The sequence below is a fragment of the Pseudomonas sp. JL2 genome (assembly GCF_031570495.1).
Taxonomy (GTDB): domain Bacteria; phylum Pseudomonadota; class Gammaproteobacteria; order Pseudomonadales; family Pseudomonadaceae; genus Aquipseudomonas; species Aquipseudomonas rhizophila.
In genome coordinates this window covers 120,693-135,280 of record NZ_JAKUDH010000013.1, presented here as the reverse complement: position 1 = coordinate 135,280, position 14,588 = coordinate 120,693, and the positions used below count along the sequence as shown (strand labels likewise).

Genomic DNA, 14,588 nt, shown 5'->3' with positions numbered 1-14,588 from the left:
GGAGCTCAATATGAAAGCGCCCCGCGTGACCCTGGATCAATGGCGAACCTTGCAAGCGGTGGTCGACCACGGCGGCTTCGCCCAGGCCGCCGAGGTGCTGCACCGCTCCCAGTCGTCGGTGAGTTACACCGTGGCCCGCATGCAGGACCAGCTCGGCGTGCCGTTGCTGCGTATCGATGGGCGCAAGGCCGTGTTGACCGAAGCCGGCGGCGTATTGCTGCGTCGTTCCCGTCAATTGGTGAAACAGGCCAGCCAACTGGAAGACTTGGCCCATCACATGGAGCAAGGCTGGGAAGCGGAAGTGCGGCTGGTGGTCGATGCCGCCTATCCCAACGCCCGCCTCGTACGTGCCTTGACCGCGTTCATGCCGCAAAGCCGTGGCTGTCGCGTGCGCCTGCGCGAAGAAGTGCTATCGGGTGTCGAGGAAGTGCTGCTCGAAGGCGTGGCGGACCTGGCCATCAGCGGCTTCAGCATTCCCGGTTACCTGGGCGCCGAACTGAGCGATGTTGAATTCGTCGCGGTGGCCCATCCCGAACACGCCCTGCATCGCCTCAACCGCGAACTGAACTTCCAGGACCTGGAAAGCCAATTGCAGGTGGTGATTCGCGACTCCGGTCGCCAGCAACCCCGCGACGTCGGGTGGCTGGGCGCCGAGCAACGCTGGACCGTCGGCAGCCTGGCCACCGCCGCGACGTTCGTCGGCAGCGGCCTGGGCTTCGCCTGGCTGCCGCGGCACATGATCGAGCGGGAACTCAAGGAGGGCTTGCTCAAGCGTCTACCCTTGGAACAGGGCGGCACTCGCAACTCCACCTTCTATCTTTTTTCCAACAAGGAAAAACCCTTGGGCCCGGCCACGCAAATCCTCATCGAACTGCTGCGCACCTTCGACACCGCGCCGCTGGATGCACCGTTCGCCGCCCCCGAACAAGCCTGACAAGGATTTTGCCAATGGCCTATTTCGCCCACGAAGATTGCAACCTGCACTACGAGGAATATGGCCACGGCGCGCCCTTGATTCTGGTCCACGGGCTGGGCTCGAGCACCCGCGACTGGGAAAAACAGATCCCGGTATTGTCCGCCCACTACCGTTTGATCGTGGTGGACGTGCGCGGCCATGGACGTTCCGACAAACCTCGCGGGCCTTACAGCATCGAAGGTTTCAGCGCCGACCTGATCGCCCTGTTCGAACACCTGGACCTGGGCCCGGTGCATCTGGTGGGCTGGTCCATGGGCGGCATGATTTGTTTTCAACTGGCCGTGGATGAGCCAGGGCGGGTCAAGAGCCTGTGCATCGTCAACAGCGCGCCGCAAGTCAAAGTCCGCACGCCTGATGACTGCTGGCAATGGTTCAAGCGCTGGAGCCTGATGCGCCTTCTGAGCCTTGAAACCATTGGCAAGGCCCTGGGCGCCAAGTTGTTCCCCAAACCGCAACAGACCGAGTTACGCCTGGAAATGGCCCGGCGCTGGGCAAAAAACGACAAACGTGCTTATCTCGCCAGCTTCGATGCCATTGTGGGTTGGGGGGTTCAGGAACGACTGTCGCAGGTGGCCTGTCCAACCCTCGTCATTTGCGCCGACCACGACTACACCCCCGTGGCCTTGAAAGAGGCCTATGTGAAACTGCTGCCCGATGCCCGGCTGGTGGTCATTGCCGACTCACGGCACGCGACCCCGCTGGATCAACCCGAGCGCTTCAACCAAACCCTGCTCGAATTTTTGACCGCAATCGACTCAACTACTCAGGATCACTGAACCCATGCTGAAAAAAATCGCCCTCGCCGCCGGCTCCGTCCTGTTTGCCGCCAACCTGATGGCCGCACAGCCGACCACGGCGCCCCACGTATTGCTGGACACCACCAACGGTCAGATCGAAATCGAGCTGGATCCGGTCAAGGCGCCGATCAGTACCAAGAACTTCCTTGAGTACGTGGACAGCGGCTTCTACAACAACACGATTTTCCACCGCGTGATCCCGGGCTTCATGGCCCAGGGCGGCGGTTTCACCCAACAGATGCAACAGAAAGACACCAAGGCACCGATCAAGAACGAAGCCAGCAATGGCCTGCATAACGTTCGTGGCACCTTGTCGATGGCGCGTACTTCCAACCCGAACTCGGCCACCAGCCAGTTCTTCATCAACGTGGCCGACAATGCGTTCCTCGACCCGGGCCGTGACGCCGGTTACGCGGTGTTCGCCAAAGTGGTCAAGGGCATGGACGTGGTGGACATCATCGTCAACTCCCAGACCACCACCAAACAAGGCATGCAAAACGTGCCGATCGATCCTGTGATCATCAAGTCGGCCAAGCGCATCGACTAAACAGCACAGGGCAAGCCTGAGCGGCGGCGGCGATCCCGCGCCGCTCACAGGAAAAAAGGAGAGCCCGGCCCGGGCTATGTACCCATGGTTTATCGCCGTTTCGAAACACTGATCGACATTTTCCGCGACGCCCCTACCTCGGCACCACCGAACCGCGTCCTGCCCTTCTACACCTATTATCTGAAACAAGTCTGGCCCAGCTTCGCCGTGCTGATGGTGGTGGGCCTGATCGGCGCACTGATCGAGGTGGCGCTGTTCAGCTACCTGAGCCGCATCATCGACCTGACCCAGGGCACGCCGAACGTGGACTTCTTCAAGCTCCACGGCCTGGAGCTGGCGTGGATGGCGGTGGTGGCGCTGGTTTTCCGGCCGATCTTCGTGGCCTTGCATGACCTGCTGGTGCACCAGACCTTGAGCCCCGGCATGACCAGCCTGATCCGCTGGCAAAACCATAGCTACGTGCTCAAGCAGAGCCTGAACTTTTTCCAGAACGACTTCGCCGGACGCATCGCCCAGCGCATCATGCAGACCGGCAACTCCTTGCGCGACTCAGCGGTGCAGGCCGTGGACGCGCTGTGGCACGTGCTGATCTACGCCATCAGCTCACTGGTGCTGTTTGCCGAAGCCGACTGGCGCCTGATGATCCCGCTGCTGATCTGGATCGCCGCCTACATCGGTGCACTCTGCTACTTCGTGCCGCGGGTCAAGGAGCGCTCCGTCGTATCGTCCGATGCCCGCTCCAAACTCATGGGCCGGATCGTCGACGGCTACACCAACATCACCACGCTGAAGCTGTTCGCCCACACCAACTTCGAACAGCAATACGCCCGCGAAGCCATCCAGGAGCAGACCGAGAAAGCCCAATTGGCCGGCCGCGTGGTCACCAGCATGGACGTGGTCATCACCAGCATGAACGGGCTGCTGATCGTCGGCACCACGGCGCTGGCCCTGTGGCTCTGGACCCAGTCGCTGATCAGCGTGGGCGCGATTGCCCTGGCGACCGGGTTGGTGATCCGTATCGTCAACATGTCCGGCTGGATCATGTGGGTGGTCAATGGCATCTTCGAAAACATCGGCATGGTCCAGGACGGTTTGCAGACCATCGCCCAGCCCGTCAGCGTTACCGACCGCGACCAGGCCAAGCCTTTGGCGGTGGCCCGTGGCGAAGTGCGCTTCGAGCATGTGGATTTCCACTACGGCAAGAAAAGCGGGGTGATCGGCGACCTCAACCTGGTGATCAAGCCGGGGGAAAAGATCGGCCTGATCGGCCCGTCCGGTGCGGGCAAATCCACGCTGGTGAACCTGCTGCTGCGTCTGTATGACGTGCAAGGCGGGCGCATTCTGATCGACGGGCAGGACATCGCAGAAGTGGGCCAGGAAAGCCTGCGCGAGCGCATCGGCATGATCACCCAGGACACGTCGCTGCTGCACCGTTCCATTCGCGACAACCTGCTCTACGGCAAACCCGACGCCACCGATGCGCAACTCTGGGCGGCGGTGCACAAGGCCCGGGCCGATGAGTTCATCCCGCTGCTGTCGGACGCTGAAGGCCGCAGCGGTTTTGATGCCCATGTGGGTGAACGCGGAGTGAAGCTGTCCGGCGGCCAGCGTCAGCGTATTGCCATCGCACGGGTGCTGCTCAAGGATGCGCCGATCCTGATTATGGACGAAGCGACGTCAGCACTTGACTCGGAAGTCGAAGCGGCGATCCAGGAAAGCCTCGAGACCCTGATGCAAGGCAAGACCGTGATCGCCATCGCCCACCGCCTCTCCACCATCGCGCGAATGGACCGGCTGGTGGTGCTGGAAAACGGCCGCATCGCCGAGACCGGCAGCCATGCCGAACTGCTGGCCCATGGCGGGTTGTATGCGCGGCTGTGGCAGCATCAGACGGGTGGGTTTGTGGGGATTGATTGAATCAACCAGGCTCCACCTAACCCGTGGCGAGGGAGCTTGCTCCTGGCCACAGGACCGGGTTTAAACCGCAAGGTCAGTGCAGTAAGACCTTTCTGAAAAATTCTGTCCAGGATCGATTTGACCCACACCGCAACCGCATACTCCCCACCGTCCAAGGCCGAAACCGCCACAGTCCATGACTCTGGCGGTTTTTTAATGCCGCTGGATTTGTCGCAACGTTCTGCTGTACTCAGCCCAGGTTCTGGAGATGAACCTGTCGTAACTCTGCTGGATGCATAACCGATTATCACGACTGTTCTATCAAGGATGCTTATGTCTTTACTCAAACGATCAACGACTGAGTTGTTGGGTACGTTCTGGCTGGTGTTGGGCGGCTGTGGCAGCGCTGTATTGGCCGCTTCCGGGATTGGCGTGCTGGGGGTTGCCCTGGCATTCGGCCTGACGGTGTTGACCATGGCGTTCGCCATCGGCCATATCTCAGGTTGCCACCTGAACCCGGCCGTGTCGGTGGGCTTGTACGTGGGCGGGCGGTTTCCGGCCAAGGAACTGCCTGCCTACATCATTGCCCAGCTCATTGGTGGGGTGCTCGCCGCCGCGTTGATCTACTTCATCGCCAGCGGCAAGGAAGGCTTCGACCTGGCCGCTTCCGGCCTGGCAGCGAACGGTTACGGCGAACATTCGCCCGGTCAGTACTCCATGGTGGCCGGCTTTGTGACGGAGCTGGTCATGACGGCAATGTTCATTCTGATCATCCTCGGCGCCACCGACAAACGTGCGCCAGCCGGCCTGGCACCGATTGCCATCGGCCTGGCCCTGACGCTCATTCACCTGATCTCGATCCCGGTCACCAACACCTCCGTCAACCCGGCCCGCAGTACCGGTCCGGCACTGATCGTCGGCGGCTGGGCCATCGAGCAATTGTGGCTGTTCTGGGTGGCACCGTTGCTCGGCGCCATCGTTGGCGGTGTTGCTTACCGCTGGCTGGGCAAGGAAAACAGCTGAGTCACGCCGGCGAAGATCAGCACTGTCGATAAGGCAGTGCGGTCTTCGCCTCTTCGGCATACGCCAACACGCCCTCCTGCTCCCGGACCAGAAAGTCTGCAACCGCCGCCTTCAGGCCAGGATGGCGCAAGTAGTGCCAGGAACGGGTGATCACCGGCTCGAAACCACGAATCAGTTTGTGCTCGCCCTGGGCACCGGCATCGAAACGCTGCAAGCCGTGGGCAATGGCGTAATCCATGCCCTGATAAAAACAGGTCTCGAAGTGCAAACGGTCGAATTCCGCCAGGCAACCCCAGTAACGCCCATAAAAACTGTCACCGCCCACCAGGCTGAACGCCATCGCCACCAGCCGTGAACCTTGCTTGGCCAACACCACGCGAATGGCCTCGGGCATGCGCTCGGCCAGCAGACTGAAAAACGTCCGGGTCAGGTACGGCGCTTGCCGACGCACCGCGTAAGTATTGGCGTAACAGGCGTAGACAAAATCCCACTGGGCCTGGTCCAGTTGATGACCTTCCAGCCATTGGAAATCGATGCCCTGCCCCGCCACTTGCTCACGTTCCTTGCGCATCTGCTTGCGTTTGCGGGAACTGAGCGCGTCGAGAAAATCCTGAAAGTCCCGATAACCGCGATTGCGCCAGTGGTACTGGCAACCAATCCGCTGCAGCCAGCCCTCCTGCCCGGCCAGCGCTGCGTCGGTAAAGGCATCGGTGAAGTTGATGTGGGCACTGGAGAGCGATTCGATTTCCAGATAACCCGGCAGGCTGGCAAGCAACTCCAACCCGTCTTCCCCACTTGCCGCCAGCAGTCGTGGGCCACTGACCGGGCTGAACGGCACCGCCGTCAACAGCTTGGGGTAATAGTCGATCCCGGCCCGGGCGCAGGCGTCGGCCCAGGCGTGATCGAACACGTATTCGCCGTAGGAATGCCACTTGCGATAACTGGGCAGAGCCGCCAGCACACGCCCGTCTTCAATATGCAGCAGATGCTCGGCCTGCCAACCGGATTGCGGGCCCAGGCTGCCACTGTCTTGCAGGGCCGTGAGGAAAGCGTGGCGCAGGAAAGGTTGATTGACGGGCACCAGTGCGTCCCACTCTTGCGGCGCGATGGCGGACAGGCTGTCCAGAACGTGTAGCGGCATGCGGCTCCCCGATATCCAGAATGCGGATGGGGCGAGTATCGCCGATCCTGAGCGGACGGACGTAAAAAAAACCCCGCCAGAGGCGGGGTTCAAAGGAGCTATAACGGATGAAACATGAAGCGTTGAATCAAATCAGCACGACTTAGAACACGTACTGGGCGCGCATGACAAAACCGTCACCATCGTCGTCGCCGTTGGCATTGGTCACGTTGTCGGCCTTGGCCTTGACGTAGGCAGCGGAGATTTTCACCGCTTCGTTGGCGTACCAGTTCACACCCAGGTTGTGCACCTTGGCTTCGGCATCGCCCACGTCACGGGTCGCGGAGGCAGTGGTGATGTTGTCGTCTTCGACGGTCATGCTGTCGTAGCGATAGAACACTTCCCAGGCGCCGATGGACTTGTTGGCGGGCTTGATCGCGTCGAACTTGCCGATCTTATAGCCGCGGGATTCACCGGTGAGGGTGTAGGCACCCTGGACATAAAAGCCGTGACCTTTGATGTCTTCGAAGGCGTCGCTGTCAGCCTTGGTTTTACGCGAAATGTATTCACCTTGGATCGACGCAGGCCCCATGGCGAAAGCGGCTTCCAGGCCGAACGCCGTGTCGGTGTCGTACGAACCGGCCGGCGAGTTGTTCGCGCCACCCAGCAACGGACGGTTGCCGTTAGGGCCGGCATCGTTGCCACCCAGCGTTTCGACGCCACGCATGCCCAGGCGGGAACGATAACGTGCATCGAATACGGTGTCGGAGACGTCACGGGAGGCGACGTTCACACCGAAGTGCAGGACGTTGCCGGAGTCATGCATCGGCGCGAATACGAAGCGACCGTTGACCTGCTTGACGCTGTCGCCGTCGGTGTCGTTGTTGTCCTTGGCGAATACGCCAGCGGAGGCATAGAACGAATCGGCGAAGGTGCTGGACGCTTGCAGACCCAGACCGTTCTGGTGGCCGTTGGCCCAGTCGATCAGATCGTAAGCGGCGTTACGCTCCGGCGCGGTCACCCACTTGGAACTGGTGGCTTTTTCCAGGCCGAAATCCGGGTCGAAACGACCGAATTTGATCGAGACCGGCTTGAAGCCGTTGTAGGCCATGGACGCTTCGTCAAAGTAACCGTCGTCTGAACTGCCGGCGTTATGCGAGAAGTCGTAGCTGATGGTGTAGGCCCAGTCCGTGTACAGCACGCCGGACAGTTCCAGGAAAGCGCGACGAAAGTAAGCGGCGTCGGCCGAATTGCCATTATCGGTGTAGAGACCGTCAAACTGGCTGTAGTCAGCCTGCAAACGACCGCCAAGCTTGAAGCTGAACTCTTTGTCGGTGGTAGCGACCTCAAGGCCGCCCTTGGTTTTGACCACGATATCGGCGCCATCGGTGGTGACGGTGCCGGCGAAAGCCTGGGCGGTTACTGCCATTGCCAGTGCGCTGGCGGCAACACCTGCGAAGTGCTTACGGATCATCGAAGAATTCCCCTGTTGGTAGTCTATGCCGTTAGAAAACACGCGGAACTGAGCCCGCTGGTGTTGGAGGGGATCTTGGCGATGGGTTGTGTCAGCGCAGTTGCTGTCAGATAAAGATTTTATGACAGGGGAACTTTTTACTTCGAAAGGGAATAACCGATGCACCAATACCAGTGGGAGCGAGCCTGCTCGCGATAGCGGTCAATCAGCCGGCATTGATGTCGAATGAAACAATGCCATCGCGAGCAGGCTCGCTCCCACAGGGGCGTAGGGGTGTCTGGGACTCAGCGAATATTTTTACGGCGCTCGGCCGCGAGTTTTTCAGCCAACTGATCCAGGTCGGGAACCGGCGATTCAGGCAGCTTTCTGAGCGTGGCCTGCATCAGGCGCATCTGGCGAATGAAACGCCGGCACGTGGCACAGAACATCAGGTGATGGCGCACCATAAGGCGCTCATGAAAACTCAGTTGGCCGTCGAGAAAATCGCTGGAGCGCGCCACTTGTTCCTTGCAGGTCAGCATTCGCCGGTTTCCTCGAAATGTTCCACGGTCGCAAAGACCTTCAGCCGTGCCCGATGCAACAGCACACGTACGTTGGAGAGCGAGATGTCCAGAAGATTACAGATGTCTTCCAGTTCCAGGCCCTGACGTTCGCGCAGGGTCAAGACACTGCTTTGCAGTTGCGACAGACTGAGCAGCGTGTGCTCGAGGCATTCGCGCAGCTCACTCATCGTGAGCAGCGCCTCCGGTGTGTCCTGATGCCAGGCGAACGGTGCCAGCAGCCAATGGCCATCCGCGGCGAAACGATCATCGCCCAGGGTCCCGTGGGGCGACGGCAGATCATCGAGCAACACCTCCCGACGGTTCTGCTTGTAGCGGCCCTTGGCGGCGTTGGCGGTGATGGTCAGCAGCCAGGTCTTGAGACTGGAGCGGCCCTGGAAGCCATTGAGGTTGCGCACCACTGACAACCAGGCGTCCTGCACCACTTCATCGGCATGCCGACTGCCCACGATGGCGTAGGCCACGGCGCGCATCGGGCTCTGGTAGGTGCTGACCAGCTCTTTGAAGGCCTGCTGCTCACCGGCCAGGAGGCGTTGGAGCAGTTGTGTGTCGTCGGTGACGGTCATTCAACGCCCATTGCTGAATAGATTGCGGCTGTGGCGAGGGGGCTGATGTGGGAGCAAGGCTTGCCCGCGATGCGGTCCTTCATAAACCGAGCTGCCTGTTTCGCGAGCAAGCTTTGCTCCCACATGACCTTGCTCCCACAAAAAATTCGTCGCCGCCAGAGGATCAATGCTTACGCAGAATCACGCTGCCAATCGAATAGCCGGCGCCGAACGAGCTGAGTACGGCGACCGAACCGCTGGGCAAATCATCCTGGTAGGAGTGGAACGCAATCACCGAACCCGCCGAGCTGGTGTTGGCGTAGCGGTCGAGGATCACCGGCGCTTCTTCTTCGGTGGCTTCGCGACCCAGCAGCTTGCGCACGATCAGGTGGTTCATGCTCAGGTTGGCCTGGTGCAGCCAGAAACGCTTCACTTCACCGACGCTCAGCTGATTTTCTTCCAGGTGCACGCCAATCAGTTCGGCCACCATCGGGCAGACATCGCGGAAGACTTTACGACCTTCCTGGACAAACAGCTTGTCACGACTGCCGATCCCCTCTTCCCCGGCGCGGTTGAGGAAGCCGAAGTTGTTGCGGATGTTGTTGGAGAATTTGGTGAGCAGCTTGGTGCTGACCACGTCGAACTGATACGGCGAGGTCGCCAGGTCCGCCCGTTCGATGATCACCGCGGTGGCCGCGTCGCCGAAGATGAAGTGGCTGTCGCGGTCGCGGAAATTCAGGTGGCCGGTGCACACCTCAGGGTTGACCATCAGGATCGCCCGGGCCTGGCCCAGTTGTACGCTGTTGGCCGCGGCCTGGATGCCGAACGTCGCCGAGGAACAGGCCACGTTGATGTCGTAACCAAAACCTTCGATGCCCAGCGCTTCCTGGACTTCAATGGCGATGGCCGGGTACGGACGCTGCAGGTTGGAACAGGCGACGATCACGCCATCGATGTCGGCGGCGGTGCGGCCGGCGCGCTCCAGCGCCTGTTTCGCGGCACCGACGGCCATTTCACACAGCACCGACCACTCGTCGTTGGAGCGCTCGGGCAGGCGCGGGGTCATGCGTTGCGGGTCGAGGATGCCATCCTTGTCCATGACAAAGCGGCTCTTGATGCCAGAGGCTTTTTCGATGAACGCCGCGCTGGATTCGGTCAACGCCTCGACTTCTCCCCGCTCGATGGCTTGGGCATTGTCGGCGTTGAATTGCGCGACGTAGGTATTGAAAGACTGCACCAGCTCTTCATTGGAGATGCTGTTGGCCGGGGTGTACAGGCCGGTGCCGCTGATGACGACGTTATGCATGGTCGTGTCTCTGATCTGTTCAGGCAGAAAGCGTTGGCACCGACGTACCAACACACAAGGGGTCTTTTCCCATCCAGGGGAAGCAGACCTGGCAGCGCTTTATTCCGATCCGCCCGTGATTATCGACGCTAAAAACCACGGGACCGGCATTTATAGGCGCGAAGTTTGCCATAAACGCTGGCGTTTGGCCCATTCTCAGTGAATTACAAAACCAAACCCTGTGGGAGCGAGCCTGCTCGCGATAGCGCTGGATCAGCCAGCATCAATGTTGACTGACCCACCGCTATCGCGAGCAGGCTCGCTCCCACAGGTCTTGCGCCGGGGTCAGGGCTCCACCTGCCCCCACTGCTTGCTCAAGCGCTTATCCGAAATCGGCACCTTGGTGCCCAGTTGCTGGGCGAACAGCGACACCCGGTACTCCTCCAGCCACCAGCGGTACAGCTCCAGTTGCGGGTCGCGCTTGCCTTCCTGGGCGTGTTTGCTGGCGCGGGTCTGGTACTGGACCCAGAGGTTCGACAGTTCACCGCTCCAGACCCGGTCCTTCTGCACCTGGCTGCCGAGTTTCTCCAAGCGCTGCTCGATGGCCTTGAGGTAGCGTGGCAGCTCCTTGAGCCACTGATGCGGGGTTTCGCGCACAAATCCCGGGTACACCAGATGGCTGAGTTGCTGCTTGATGTCGTTCAGGGCCACGGCCTGGGCCAGGTCGATCTTGCCCTTGAAGCGTTTTTGCAGGCCGTGCCAGAGTTTGAGGATCTCCAGGGTCAGCTTCGCCAGGCGTTCGGCGTGTTCGGTCCAGCCGCCGCGTTTGCGCTCGGCCAGAGATGCCAGTGCGGCGCCATCACGGGGCAGGCTCGCCTCGCCTTCCAGCACGCAGCTGTCGAGACTGACCAGCAGGATGTCTTCCACCAGGCTGTCGATGCGTCCCAGTTCGCGGTACAGCAGGCCAAGTTCCGTCAACCCGGGCAGTTTGCCGCGCAGGAACTTGGCCGACTCTGCCAATTGCTGCATCAGCAACCGCTGCAAGGCGCGACGGTGCTGGAACTCGGCTTCAGCCGGGGTCGGGAAGCGGCCTTCCTTGACCACACCGCCCTCTTCCACCAGCGCCGGGTACACCGTCATCGACAGCCCGGCGATCTTCTGTTGGGTTTTCTCGGCCACCGGGGCGAAGATTTTCGCTTCCACCGGCGCCTGGCTTTTCGCCGTCTGCGGCACGGCCAAGGCGGCCTGGCTGGCTTCGGCAAAGCGTGCCGTCAACTCGGCCAGGTCGCGGCCTTCGCCGAGAAACTTGCCCTGGCCATCGACGATTTCCAGATTCATGCGCAGATGGCTTTCCACCTGCTGCGCAGCTTCCGTCCAGGCTTCGTCGCTAACCCGCGCGCCGGTCATGCGCAGTAGCTCGCGGCCCAGGGATTGCGGCAACGAGCCCTCGGCAAAGGTGATGCGTTGCAGCGCGGCCTTGACGAAATCCGGCACGGGCACGAAGTTTTTGCGCAGGGCCTTGGGCAGGTTGCGCACCAGGGCGATGCACTTGGCTTCGATCATCCCGGGCACCAGCCATTCCAGACGCTCCGGCGGCAACATGGGCAGCAGCGGTGCCGGCACGCGCAAGGTCACGCCGTCGCGGGGATGGTTGGGTTCGAAATGGTAGCTCAGCGGCAAGGTCAGCTCACCGACGCGCAACGTGTCGGGGTAGTACGCGGCAGTGACTTCACTGGCCTCGCGGGCCAGCACGTCTTCTTCGCGCATGATCAGCAGTTGCGGGTCTTTCTGGCTGTTGATCCGGTACCAGCTGTCGAAGGTCGCGGTCTGGTGGATCTCGGCCGGCAAGCGCGCATCGTAGAAGGCGAACAGGGTTTCCTCGTCCGCCAGGATGTCGCGACGGCGGGCCTTCGCTTCCAGTTCGTCGAGTTGCTCCAGCAGTTGGGTATTGGCACTCAGGCACTTGGCCCGGGACTGGATCTCGCCGCGCACCAGCGCCTCGCGGATGAACAGTTCCCGCGACACCACCGGGTCCACCGGCCCGTAATGCACCGGCCGGCGACCGACCACGATCAGCCCGAACAGGGTGATCTGCTCATACGCCACCACCTGCCCGCGCTTTTTCTCCCAATGGGGTTCGAAGTGGTTTTTCTTGATCAGGTGCCCGGCCAGCGGTTCGATCCAGTCCGGTTCGATCTTGGCCACCATGCGCGCGTAGAGCTTGGTGGTTTCCACCAGTTCGGCGGTCATCAGCCATTGCGGACGCTTCTTGCCCAAGCCTGACGAGGGGTGAACCCAGAACCGTCGTTGACGGGCACCGAGGTAGTCGCCGTCTTCGGTTTTCTGGCCGATCTGGCTCAGCAGGCCGGAAAGCACCGCCTTGTGCAGCTTCGGGAAATCGGCCGGCTCTTTATTGAGGCTCAACTGCATGTCCCGACAGATCAAGCTCAGCTGGCGATGGGAATCGCGCCACTCGCGCAGGCGCAGGTAGTTGAGGAAATTCTTGCGGCACCAGTTGCGCAGCGGGCTGGCGGTCAGGGCCTGGCGCTGCTCTTCGAAACCGCGCCACAGATTGACCAGCCCGGCGAAGTCCGAGTCGGGGTCTTTCCACTGGGCGTGGGCCTGGTCAGCCGCCTGCTGACGCTCCGGTGGACGCTCGCGCGGGTCCTGGATCGACATGGCGCTGGCGACGATCAGCACTTCCTGCAAGCTGCCCAGTTTCGCCGCCTCCAGCAGCATACGGCCCATGCGCGGGTCCACCGGCAAGCGCGCCAACTGGCGGCCCAGCGGGGTCAACTGACTGTTGCGGTCCACCGCCGACAGCTCTTGCAGCAAGTTGAAGCCGTCGCTGATGGCCTTGCCGTCCGGCGGTTCGATGAACGGGAAATCGGTAATCTCCCCCAGGCGCAGGTGCAACATCTGCAGGATGACCGCCGCCAGGTTGGTGCGCAGGATCTCGGGGTCGGTGAATTCCGGCCGGCCGAGGAAATCCTCCTCGCTGTACAACCGCACGCAGATCCCCGGCTCGACCCGCCCGCAGCGGCCCTTGCGCTGATTGGCGCTGGCTTGGGAAATGGCTTCGATGGGCAGGCGCTGGACCTTGGCGCGATAGCTGTAGCGACTGATGCGCGCGGTGCCGCTGTCAATCACGTAGCGGATGCCCGGCACGGTCAGCGACGTTTCAGCGACGTTGGTCGCCAGCACCACGCGACGGCCCGGGTGGGACTGGAAGATTCGCTGCTGTTCGGCCGGTGACAATCGCGCATACAACGGCAGGATTTCGGTGTGCTTGAGCTGGGCCTTGCGCAGCATTTCCGCCGCGTCGCGAATCTCCCGCTCGCCCGGCAGGAACACCAGCACGTCACCGGGGCTGCGGCGTTCGCTACGCTCATAGGCAGCGATTTCATCGAGGGTGGCGAGGATCGCCTGGTCGACGGTCAAGTCGTCCTCGACGCGGTTGCCCTCCTCGTCCTGCTCCAGGGTCAACGGGCGATACCAGGTGTCCACCGGGAAGGTGCGACCCGAGACTTCCACGATCGGCGCGTCATCGAAGTGCTTGGAAAAACGCTCCAGGTCGATGGTCGCCGAGGTGATGATGACTTTGAGGTCCGGGCGACGCGGCAGCAGGGTCTTGAGGTAGCCGAGCAAAAAATCGATGTTCAGGCTGCGCTCGTGGGCTTCGTCGACGATGATCGTGTCGTAGCGTTCCAGGTAACGGTCGTTCTGGGTTTCGGCTAGCAGGATGCCGTCGGTCATCAACTTGATCAGGGTGTTGGCGTCGCTCTGGTCTTCGAACCGCACCTGGTAACCCACCAGCGCCCCCAGCGGCGTGGCCAGCTCCTCGGCGACCCGGCTTGCCACGCTGCGCGCGGCGATCCGGCGCGGCTGGGTATGGCCGATCAAACCGTGCTGGCCGCGACCGATTTCCAGGCAGATTTTCGGCAGTTGCGTGGTTTTGCCCGAGCCGGTTTCGCCGGCGATGATCAGCACCTGGTGCTTGAGCAGTGCGTCCTTGATTTCGTCGCGCTTGGCGGCGATCGGCAAGCTGTCGTCGTAACGAATCACCGGCAGGCTGGCCTTGCGCGCCAACACCTGATCACACGACGCCTGCATGCGCGTCACCCACTGGGCCAGCTTGGCCTCGTCGGGTTTCTTGCGCAGCTCGAGCAACTGACGCCGCAACCGGTGACGGTCGGCGAGCATGGCGTGGTCGAGGTTTTTCAGCAGCTTGTCGATAGCGGGGGCTTGGTCAGTCATCAGGTACGCAAGGGTCGTCGGTTTGTGCAGGGGGCCGATTGTCGCAGATTTGCGCAGGCTGCGCCGACCCATGGCAGCCTGCCCGCTGTTCCCTTGTGGGAGCGAGCC

Annotated in this window: 11 protein-coding genes; 5 read left to right on the top strand and 6 right to left on the bottom strand. The window is 61.6% G+C overall.

Annotated elements, in window-relative coordinates; translation table 11 throughout:
- Positions 1-10: 10 nt before the first annotated feature.
- From MKS85_RS17745 to aqpZ, 5 genes are all read left to right on the top strand, one after another.
- Positions 11-934 carry a LysR family transcriptional regulator gene (locus tag MKS85_RS17745; protein WP_107322098.1) on the top strand — a complete coding sequence of 308 codons (924 nt, stop codon included), beginning with the start codon at positions 11-13 and terminating at the stop codon, positions 932-934.
- Positions 935-948: 14 nt separating this feature from the next.
- Entirely contained in the window at positions 949-1,752 is an 804-nt protein-coding gene (locus tag MKS85_RS17740) for an alpha/beta fold hydrolase (protein ID WP_047227918.1), read from the top strand.
- Positions 1,753-1,756: 4 nt separating this feature from the next.
- The gene (locus tag MKS85_RS17735; RefSeq protein WP_047227919.1) at positions 1,757-2,320 is read left to right on the top strand and encodes a peptidylprolyl isomerase; all 564 of its coding nucleotides are present in this window, start codon (positions 1,757-1,759) and stop codon (positions 2,318-2,320) included.
- Positions 2,321-2,404: 84 nt separating this feature from the next.
- Positions 2,405-4,237, top strand: a complete 1,833-nt coding sequence (locus MKS85_RS17730; RefSeq protein ID WP_310663043.1) for an ABC transporter ATP-binding protein — start codon at positions 2,405-2,407, stop codon at positions 4,235-4,237.
- A 312-nt stretch (positions 4,238-4,549) separates the two neighbouring features.
- A complete protein-coding gene (gene aqpZ, locus MKS85_RS17725; protein WP_047227921.1) occupies positions 4,550-5,239 on the top strand; it encodes an aquaporin Z in 690 nt (229 codons plus the stop codon).
- 16 nt (positions 5,240-5,255) lie between these two features.
- On the opposite strand, the gene MKS85_RS17720 is transcribed toward aqpZ, so the two are convergent.
- The 6 genes from MKS85_RS17720 to hrpA form a co-directional block, all read right to left on the bottom strand.
- Entirely contained in the window at positions 5,256-6,380 is a 1,125-nt protein-coding gene (locus MKS85_RS17720; RefSeq protein WP_139050899.1) for a GNAT family N-acetyltransferase, read from the bottom strand.
- 142 nt (positions 6,381-6,522) lie between these two features.
- Complete coding sequence (locus MKS85_RS17715; protein WP_139050900.1) at positions 6,523-7,833, bottom strand: OprO/OprP family phosphate-selective porin; 1,311 nt, start codon at positions 7,831-7,833, stop codon at positions 6,523-6,525.
- 284 nt (positions 7,834-8,117) lie between these two features.
- Positions 8,118-8,354 (bottom strand): anti-sigma factor, encoded by a 237-nt coding sequence (locus MKS85_RS17710; RefSeq protein WP_139050901.1) that lies wholly within the window; start codon positions 8,352-8,354, stop codon positions 8,118-8,120.
- Positions 8,348-8,959, bottom strand: coding sequence for an RNA polymerase sigma factor (locus MKS85_RS17705; RefSeq protein ID WP_047227925.1), 612 nt, complete (start codon positions 8,957-8,959; stop codon positions 8,348-8,350). The genes MKS85_RS17710 and MKS85_RS17705 overlap by 7 nt, the downstream gene beginning before the upstream one ends.
- A gap of 163 nt (positions 8,960-9,122) precedes the next feature.
- Positions 9,123-10,244: a beta-ketoacyl-ACP synthase III gene (locus MKS85_RS17700; protein ID WP_047227926.1), complete on the bottom strand. Its 1,122-nt coding sequence runs from the start codon at positions 10,242-10,244 to the stop codon at positions 9,123-9,125.
- 324 nt (positions 10,245-10,568) lie between these two features.
- Positions 10,569-14,480, bottom strand: coding sequence for an ATP-dependent RNA helicase HrpA (gene hrpA / locus MKS85_RS17695; RefSeq protein WP_188252109.1), 3,912 nt, complete (start codon positions 14,478-14,480; stop codon positions 10,569-10,571).
- Positions 14,481-14,588: the final 108 nt, after the last annotated feature.

Coding starts and splice junctions, on each gene's coding strand:
- MKS85_RS17745 (WP_107322098.1), top strand. CDS start 11: ATGAAAGCGCCCCGCGTGACCCTGGATCAATGGCGAACCTTGCAAGCG.
- MKS85_RS17740 (WP_047227918.1), top strand. CDS start 949: ATGGCCTATTTCGCCCACGAAGATTGCAACCTGCACTACGAGGAATAT.
- MKS85_RS17735 (WP_047227919.1), top strand. CDS start 1,757: ATGCTGAAAAAAATCGCCCTCGCCGCCGGCTCCGTCCTGTTTGCCGCC.
- MKS85_RS17730 (WP_310663043.1), top strand. CDS start 2,405: ATGGTTTATCGCCGTTTCGAAACACTGATCGACATTTTCCGCGACGCC.
- aqpZ (WP_047227921.1), top strand. CDS start 4,550: ATGTCTTTACTCAAACGATCAACGACTGAGTTGTTGGGTACGTTCTGG.
- MKS85_RS17720 (WP_139050899.1), bottom strand. CDS start 6,380: ATGCCGCTACACGTTCTGGACAGCCTGTCCGCCATCGCGCCGCAAGAG.
- MKS85_RS17715 (WP_139050900.1), bottom strand. CDS start 7,833: ATGATCCGTAAGCACTTCGCAGGTGTTGCCGCCAGCGCACTGGCAATG.
- MKS85_RS17710 (WP_139050901.1), bottom strand. CDS start 8,354: ATGCTGACCTGCAAGGAACAAGTGGCGCGCTCCAGCGATTTTCTCGAC.
- MKS85_RS17705 (WP_047227925.1), bottom strand. CDS start 8,959: ATGACCGTCACCGACGACACACAACTGCTCCAACGCCTCCTGGCCGGT.
- MKS85_RS17700 (WP_047227926.1), bottom strand. CDS start 10,244: ATGCATAACGTCGTCATCAGCGGCACCGGCCTGTACACCCCGGCCAAC.
- hrpA (WP_188252109.1), bottom strand. CDS start 14,480: ATGACTGACCAAGCCCCCGCTATCGACAAGCTGCTGAAAAACCTCGAC.